The 8299-nt window shown below is 62.7% G+C and carries 2 protein-coding genes; both read right to left on the reverse strand.

Annotated elements, in window-relative coordinates; genetic code table 11:
* Positions 1-225 precede the first annotated feature (225 nt).
* A complete protein-coding gene (gene rpoC / locus EN749_RS24580) occupies positions 226-4422 on the reverse strand; it encodes a DNA-directed RNA polymerase subunit beta' (protein WP_013531415.1) in 4197 nt (1398 codons plus the stop codon).
* A gap of 129 nt (positions 4423-4551) precedes the next feature.
* On the reverse strand, positions 4552-8299 hold a 3748-nt coding region (gene rpoB / locus EN749_RS24585), incomplete at its 5' end, for a DNA-directed RNA polymerase subunit beta (RefSeq protein ID WP_128364143.1).

An 8299-nucleotide genomic window follows, 5' to 3' on the forward strand; every position in this document is an offset into this window, starting at 1 on the left:
AGGTCGCCGATTGGCGAAATCGTCAGCGACGGCGTCCTTCTCCCCGTCACTATACGGGGAGAAGATGCCGGCAGGCAGATGAGGGGCGGCGCCAGCCTGCAAAACAAGGCACCAGACGATGCTCCTCACTTCGCCACCGCCACAAAGTTCGGCTCCAACGCAATGAAAAAAGGCCGCCGGGTCGCCCCGACGGCCTTTTTTTGCCTGAGATTCCTGCCGCCGCGCTTACTGCGCGGCGGTTGTCATGTCGGCCAGCATCGGCTCGGCGACTTCCGCACCCGAGGCCTTGCGGCGCTCGTCGATGATCAGTTCGTCGCGCGAGGTGGCGATGCGCCGGATCTGGCTCATCGTGCCGCCGGTACCGGCCGGGATCAGCCGGCCGACGATGACGTTTTCCTTCAAGCCCTGCAGCATGTCGGTCTTGCCGGCAACCGCGGCCTCCGTCAGCACCCGGGTCGTCTCCTGGAAGGAGGCGGCCGAGATGAAGGACGGCGTCTGCAGCGATGCCTTGGTGATGCCGAGCAGCACCGGCAGGCCTTCGGCCGGCTTCTTGCCGTCCTCGACCAGACGCTCGTTGACCTCTTCCAGTTCGATCACGTCGACATGATCGCCCGGAATGTAGGTCGAGTCGCCCTGCACCGTGATCTCGACCTTCTGCAGCATCTGGCGAACGATCACCTCGATGTGCTTGTCGTTGATCGACACGCCCTGCAGACGATAGACTTCCTGGATCTCGTTGACGAGGTAGGAAGCAAGTGCCTCCACGCCCTTGATCGCCAGGATGTCGTGCGGCGCCGGATTGCCGTCGAGGATGTAGTCGCCCTTCTCGATGACGTCGCCGTCCTGGAGATGGAACGGCTTGCCCTTCGGGATCAGGTATTCGACCGGCTCGAGCGTCGAGTCATGCGGCTCGATGATGATGCGACGCTTGTTCTTGTAGTCGCGGCCGAAGCGGATCGTGCCGTCGATCTCGGCGATGATGGCGTGATCCTTCGGACGACGTGCCTCGAACAGCTCGGCAACACGCGGCAGACCGCCGGTGATGTCCTTGGTCTTGGCGCTTTCCATCGGAATACGCGCCAAAACGTCGCCGGGGCGAACCTGCGAACCCGGCTCGACCGAAAGAATGGCCTCGACCGAGAGCAGGAAGCGGGCGTCGCCGCCCTTCGACAGCTTGCCGACCTTGCCCTTGGCGTCCTGGATCGCAATCGCCGGCTTCAGGTCGTTGCCGCGTGGCGTCGAGCGCCAGTCGATGACCTCACGCTTGGTGATGCCGGTCGACTCGTCGGCCGTTTCCTGAACGGAAATGCCGTCGACCAGATCCTCGTACGACACCCTGCCCTCGATTTCAGTGAGGACCGGACGGGTATAGGGATCCCACTCGGCGATACGCTGGCCGCGCTTCACCTTGTCACCATCGTCCACGAAGATGCGCGAACCATAGGTGAGACGGTGCGAGGCGCGCTCCTTGCCGGCCTCGTCGAGGATCAGCACCGCCATGTTGCGGCCCATGACCATCTGCTGGCCGTCGGAGTTGCGCACCACGTTGCGGTTACGGATCTCGACCTTGCCCTCATACGAGGCTTCAAGGAACGAGCTGTCGACCACCTGCGCGGTACCGCCCATGTGGAAGGTACGCATGGTGAGCTGCGTGCCCGGCTCGCCGATCGACTGCGCCGCGATGACGCCGACGGCTTCGCCCTGGTTGACCGGGGTGCCGCGGGCCAGATCGCGACCGTAGCAGACCGCGCAGACGCCAACCCTGACTTCGCAAGTCAGTGCCGAGCGGATGCGGACCGACTGGACGCCGGCCTTTTCGATCTGTTCCACGTCACGCTCGTCCATCAGCGTTCCGGCCTTGACCAGGATCTCGCCCGACACCGGATGGGTGATGTCGTCGAGCGACGTACGGCCCAGCACGCGCTGGCCGACCGAAGCGACGACCTGACCGGCATCGACGATCGGCTGCATGGTGAGGCCCTTGTCGGTGCCGCAGTCGACGGAGTTGACGATGCAATCCTGCGCCACGTCGACCAGACGACGGGTGAGGTAACCCGAGTTCGCCGTCTTCAAGGCGGTGTCGGCCAGACCCTTGCGGGCGCCGTGGGTCGAGTTGAAGTACTCGAGCACGGTCAGGCCTTCCTTGAAGTTCGAGATGATCGGCGTCTCGATGATTTCACCCGACGGCTTGGCCATGAGGCCGCGCATGCCGGCAAGCTGACGCATCTGGGTGGGCGAGCCACGCGCACCGGAGTGCGACATCATGTAGATCGAGTTCATCGGCTTTTGACGGCCATTGTCCTCAAACTCGACCGCCTTGATACGGGCCATCATTTCGTCGGCGACCTTTTCCGAGCACTTGGCCCAGGCGTCGACGACCTTGTTGTACTTCTCGCCCTGCGTGATCAGACCGTCATTGTACTGCTGCTCGTATTCCTTGGCCAAAGCCTCGGTGTCGGAGACCAGCTTGATCTTGGCATCCGGGATCAGCATGTCGTCCTTGCCGAACGAAATGCCGGCACGGCAGGCATGGCTGAATCCGAGCGCCATGATGCGATCGCAGAAAATGACCGTCTCCTTCTGACCGCAATGGCGGTAGACGGTGTCGATCATCTTGGAGATGTTCTTCTTGGTCATCTCCTGGTTGGCGGTCTCGTAAGGCACGTTGACGTTCTTCGGCAGAAGCTCGCCGATGATCATGCGGCCAGGCGTCGTGTCATGGATCTTCGACACGACCTTGCCTTCGGCGTCGACCGTACGGAAACGACCCTTGATCTTGGAGTGCAGCGTCACCGCCTTGGTCTCGAGCGCGTGCTGGAGTTCGCCCATGTCGGCAAACACCATGCCCTCGCCCGGCTCGTTCTGGTTGACGATCGAGAGATAATAGAGACCCAGAACCATGTCCTGCGACGGCACGATGATCGGCGCGCCGGAAGCCGGGTGCAGGATGTTGTTGGTCGACATCATCAGCACGCGGGCTTCAAGCTGCGCTTCCAGCGACAGCGGCACGTGAACGGCCATCTGGTCGCCGTCGAAGTCGGCGTTGAAGGCCGTGCAGACCAGCGGGTGCAGCTGGATCGCCTTGCCTTCGATCAGGATCGGCTCGAACGCCTGGATGCCGAGACGGTGCAGCGTCGGCGCACGGTTCAGCAGCACCGGATGCTCGCGGATGACCTCGTCGAGGATATCCCAGACTTCCGGACGCTCCTTTTCGACCAGCTTCTTCGCCTGCTTGACGGTCGAGGAGTAACCCTTGGCGTCGAGACGGGCGTAGATGAAGGGCTTGAACAGTTCGAGCGCCATCTTCTTGGGCAGGCCGCACTGATGCAGCTTGAGCTCCGGACCGGTCACGATGACCGAGCGGCCGGAATAGTCGACGCGCTTGCCGAGCAGGTTCTGACGGAACCGGCCCTGCTTGCCCTTGAGCATGTCGGACAGCGACTTCAGCGGGCGCTTGTTGGCGCCGGTGATGACGCGGCCGCGACGGCCGTTGTCGAACAGCGCATCGACGGCTTCCTGCAGCATGCGCTTTTCATTGCGCACGATGATGCCGGGAGCGCGCAGCTCGATCAGCCGCTTCAGACGATTGTTGCGGTTGATGACGCGGCGATAGAGATCGTTCAGATCCGACGTGGCGAAGCGGCCGCCGTCCAGAGGAACCAGCGGACGCAGGTCCGGCGGGATCACCGGAACCACCTTCATGATCATCCATTCCGGACGGTTGCCGGATTCCATGAAGTTCTCGACGACCTTGAGCCGCTTCAGATACTTCTTCTGCTTCAGCTCGGAGGTGGTCGAAGCCAGTTCCGAACGCAGGTCGCCGGCGATCTTCTCCAGGTCCATGCCGGCCAGGAGGTCATGAATGGCCTCGGCGCCGATCATGGCGGTGAAACTATCCTCGCCATACTCGTCGACGGCGATCATGTACTCTTCCTCGCTGAGCAGCTGGTGCTCCTTCAGCGCGGTGAGGCCAGGTTCGGTGACGATGTAGTTCTCGAAATAGAGGACGCGCTCGATGTCCTTCAGGGTCATGTCGAGCAGCGTGCCGATGCGCGACGGCAGCGACTTCAGGAACCAGATATGGGCGACCGGAGCCGCCAGCTCGATATGGCCCATGCGCTCGCGGCGAACGCGCGACAGCGTGACCTCGACGCCGCACTTCTCGCAGATGACGCCCTTGTACTTCATGCGCTTGTACTTGCCGCACAGGCACTCATAGTCCTTGATCGGGCCAAAAATGCGCGCGCAGAACAGACCGTCACGCTCCGGCTTGAAGGTGCGGTAGTTGATGGTCTCCGGCTTCTTGATCTCGCCGAAAGACCAGGACAGAATCTTCTCAGGGCTGGCAAGCGATATCCGGATGGAATCGAACACCTGCGCAGGCGCCTGCGGATTGAAGAGATTCATGACCTCTTGGTTCATGCCGTTCTCCTTTTCGGGGTCCTCGAAGACCCCTTGCATCTAGCGCGGGCCAAACGCCCGCCGTCTTTGTCGGCCACTGGCCGTCGAATTCGATTGGCGCGCCGCGGAAAGCCGTGGCGCGCCATTGCCTTACTCGGCCGCGTCGGGCAGCCGGACAGGGTTGTCGTCGAGCTTGGTGTTCTCCAGCTCGACATTGAGGCCGAGAGACCGCATTTCCTTGACGAGAACGTTGAAGCTCTCGGGGATGCCGGCCTCGAAGGTGTCGTCGCCACGCACGATCGCCTCGTAGACCTTGGTACGACCGGCGACGTCGTCGGACTTCACCGTCAGCATTTCCTGCAGCGTGTAGGCGGCGCCGTATGCTTCCAGTGCCCAGACCTCCATCTCGCCGAAGCGCTGGCCACCGAACTGCGCCTTGCCGCCCAGCGGCTGCTGCGTGACGAGCGAATACGGACCGATCGAACGCGCGTGGATCTTGTCGTCCACGAGGTGGTGAAGCTTGAGCATGTAGATGTAGCCCATCGTCACCTTGCGATCGAACGGCTCGCCCGTCCGTCCGTCATAGAGCTGCGACTGACCTGATGTGTGCAGGCCCGCCTGCTCCAGCATGATGTTGATGTCAGCCTCATGCGCGCCGTCGAACACCGGGGTCGCGATCGAGACGCCGCGGCGCATCTGCTCGCTGAGGCGAACGATGCTCTCGTCGTCATAGTCACGAACCGGCTCGTTGCGGTCGTTGGCCGGGATGAAGCTCTCGAGCGTCTTGCGCAGCGGCTTGATGTCGCCGGCTGCCTTGTACGTGTCGATCAGCTCGCCGATCTTCCTGCCCATGCCCGCGCATGCCCAGCCCAGATGCGTTTCCAGGATCTGGCCGACATTCATGCGGCTCGGCACACCCAGCGGGTTGAGCACGATATCGGCATGCGTGCCGTCCTCGAGGAAAGGCATGTCCTCGACCGGAACGATCCGCGACACGACACCCTTGTTGCCGTGACGGCCGGCCATCTTGTCGCCGGGCTGCATCTTGCGCTTCACGGCCACGAAGACCTTGACCATCTTCATGACGCCCGGAGGCATTTCGTCGCCGCGCTGGACCTTCTCGACCTTGTCCATGAAACGCTGTTCGAGCGCCTTCTTGGAATCGTCGTACTGGCCACGCAGGGCTTCCAGTTCGCTCTGGAGCTTTTCGTTCTCCACGGCAAACTGCCACCACTGCGAACGCGGATACTCGTCGAGCGTATCCTTGGACAGCGTCGAGCCCTTCTTGAAGCCCTTCGGTCCGGCGATCGCTTCCTTGCCGACGAGCACGTCGGAAAGACGCGCGTAGACGTTACGGTCCAGAATGGCCTGTTCGTCGTCGCGGTCCTTGGCGAGGCGTTCGATCTCCTCGCGCTCGATCGCCATGGCGCGCTCGTCCTTCTCCACACCGTGGCGATTGAACACGCGCACCTCGACGACGGTGCCGAAAGTGCCAGGAGGCATGCGCATCGAGGTGTCGCGCACATCGGATGCCTTTTCGCCGAAGATGGCGCGCAGAAGCTTCTCTTCCGGCGTCATCGGGCTTTCGCCCTTCGGCGTGATCTTGCCGACCAGGATGTCGCCCGGCTGAACTTCCGCACCGATATAGACGATGCCGGCTTCGTCGAGGTTCTTCAGCGCTTCTTCCGAGACGTTTGGAATATCGCGCGTGATTTCCTCCGGTCCGAGCTTGGTATCGCGCGCCATTACCTCGAACTCCTCGATGTGGATCGAGGTGAAGACGTCATCGGCGACGATGCGTTCGGACAGGAGGATCGAGTCCTCGTAGTTGTAGCCGTTCCACGGCATGAACGCGACCAGCACGTTGCGGCCGAGCGCCAGATCGCCGAGCTCGGTCGACGGACCGTCGGCGATGATGTCGCCCTTGTTGACCCGGTCACCCATGCGAACCAGCGGACGCTGGTTGATGCAGGTGTTCTGGTTCGAACGCTGGAACTTCATCAGCCGGTAGATGTCGACGCCGGACTTGCCCGGATCGAGATCTTCGGTGGCGCGGATAACGATACGCGTCGCGTCCACCTGGTCGACGATGCCGCCGCGGCGGGCGCCGATGGCGGCGCCCGAGTCACGGGCGACGATCGGCTCCATGCCGGTGCCGACGAACGGCGCCTCGGCGCGCACCAGCGGCACGGCCTGACGCTGCATGTTCGAGCCCATCAGAGCGCGGTTGGCGTCGTCGTTTTCCAGGAACGGGATCAGGGCCGCGGCCACCGACACCATCTGCTTGGGCGACACGTCCATCAGATCGACGTTTTCGCGCGGCGCCATCATCACTTCGCCGGCGCTGCGGCAAATGACGAATTCGTCGACGAAACCACCGTTCTTGTCGAGCTCGGCGTTGGCCTGCGCGACATGGTGCTTGGCCTCTTCCATCGCCGAGAGATAGACGACGTCATTGGTCAGCTTGCCGTCGACGATCTTGCGGTACGGGCTCTCGATGAAGCCGTACTTGTTGACGCGTGCGAAGGTGGCCAGCGAGTTGATCAGACCGATATTCGGGCCTTCCGGCGTCTCGATCGGGCAGATGCGGCCGTAATGCGTCGGGTGCACGTCGCGCACTTCGAAGCCGGCGCGCTCGCGGGTCAGACCGCCCGGTCCAAGCGCCGAGAGGCGGCGCTTGTGGGTGATCTCCGACAGCGGGTTGGTCTGGTCCATGAACTGCGACAGCTGCGAGGAACCGAAGAACTCGCGCACGGCGGCAGCCGCCGGCTTGGCGTTGATCAGGTCCTGCGGCATGACCGTGTCGATCTCGATCGAGGACATACGCTCCTTGATCGCGCGCTCCATGCGCAGCAGGCCGACGCGGTACTGGTTTTCCATCAGCTCGCCGACCGAACGCACGCGGCGGTTGCCGAGATTGTCGATGTCGTCGATCTCGCCCTTGCCGTCGCGCAGCTCGACCAGCGTCCTGACCACGGCCAGAATGTCGTCCTTGCGCAGCACGCGCACGGTGTCCTCGGCCTTGAGCTCGAGACGCATGTTCATCTTGACGCGGCCGACGGCCGACAGATCGTAGCGCTCACTGTCGAAGAACAGCGAGTTGAACATGGCTTCGGCGGTTTCGAGCGTCGGCGGCTCGCCGGGGCGCATGACACGATAGATGTCGAACAGCGCGTCCTGGCGGCTCTCGTTCTTGTCGACGTTGAGCGTGTTGCGGATATAGGCGCCGACATTGACGTGGTCGATGTCGAGAACCTTGATCTCGTCTTCGCCGGTGCCGAGCAGAACCTTCAGCGTCTTCTCGTCGATCTCGTCGCCGGCCTCGAGGAAGATCTCGCCGGTGGCGTAGTTGACGATGTCCTCGGCCAGATAGTTACCGAGCAGGTCCTCGTCGGTGGCCTTGATCGCCTTCAGACCCTTTTCGCCAAGCGCCCTCGCCTGGCGGGCGGTGATCTTCTTGCCGGCTTCGACGACGACTTCGCCGGTATCAGCATCGACCAGGTCGCCGACGGCCTTGAGGCCGCGGAAACGCTCGACGTTGAACGGAATGCGCCAATGGTCGCCGGCGCGCTTGTAGGTGATCTTGTTGTAGAAGGTCGACAGGATCTCTTCGCCGTCCATACCGAGCGCCATCAGCAGCGACGTCACCGGAATCTTGCGGCGGCGATCGATGCGGGCGTGCACGACGTCCTTGGAATCGAACTCGATGTCGAGCCACGAGCCGCGATAGGGGATGACGCGCGCGGCAAACAGAAGCTTGCCCGACGAGTGCGACTTGCCCTTGTCGTGGTCGAAGAAGACGCCCGGCGAGCGGTGCATCTGCGAGACGATGACGCGCTCGGTGCCATTGACGATGAAGGTGCCGTTCAAGGTCATGAGCGGCATGTCGCCCATGTAG

It is taken from the genome of Mesorhizobium sp. M7A.F.Ca.ET.027.02.1.1 (assembly GCF_004022985.1).
Lineage (GTDB): Bacteria > Pseudomonadota > Alphaproteobacteria > Rhizobiales > Rhizobiaceae > Mesorhizobium.

What these genes read in the sequence shown, in the direction of transcription:
- rpoC (WP_013531415.1), bottom strand. Translation starts at nt 4,422, where the DNA reads ATGAACCAAGAGGTCATGAATCTCTTCAATCCGCAGGCGCCTGCGCAG.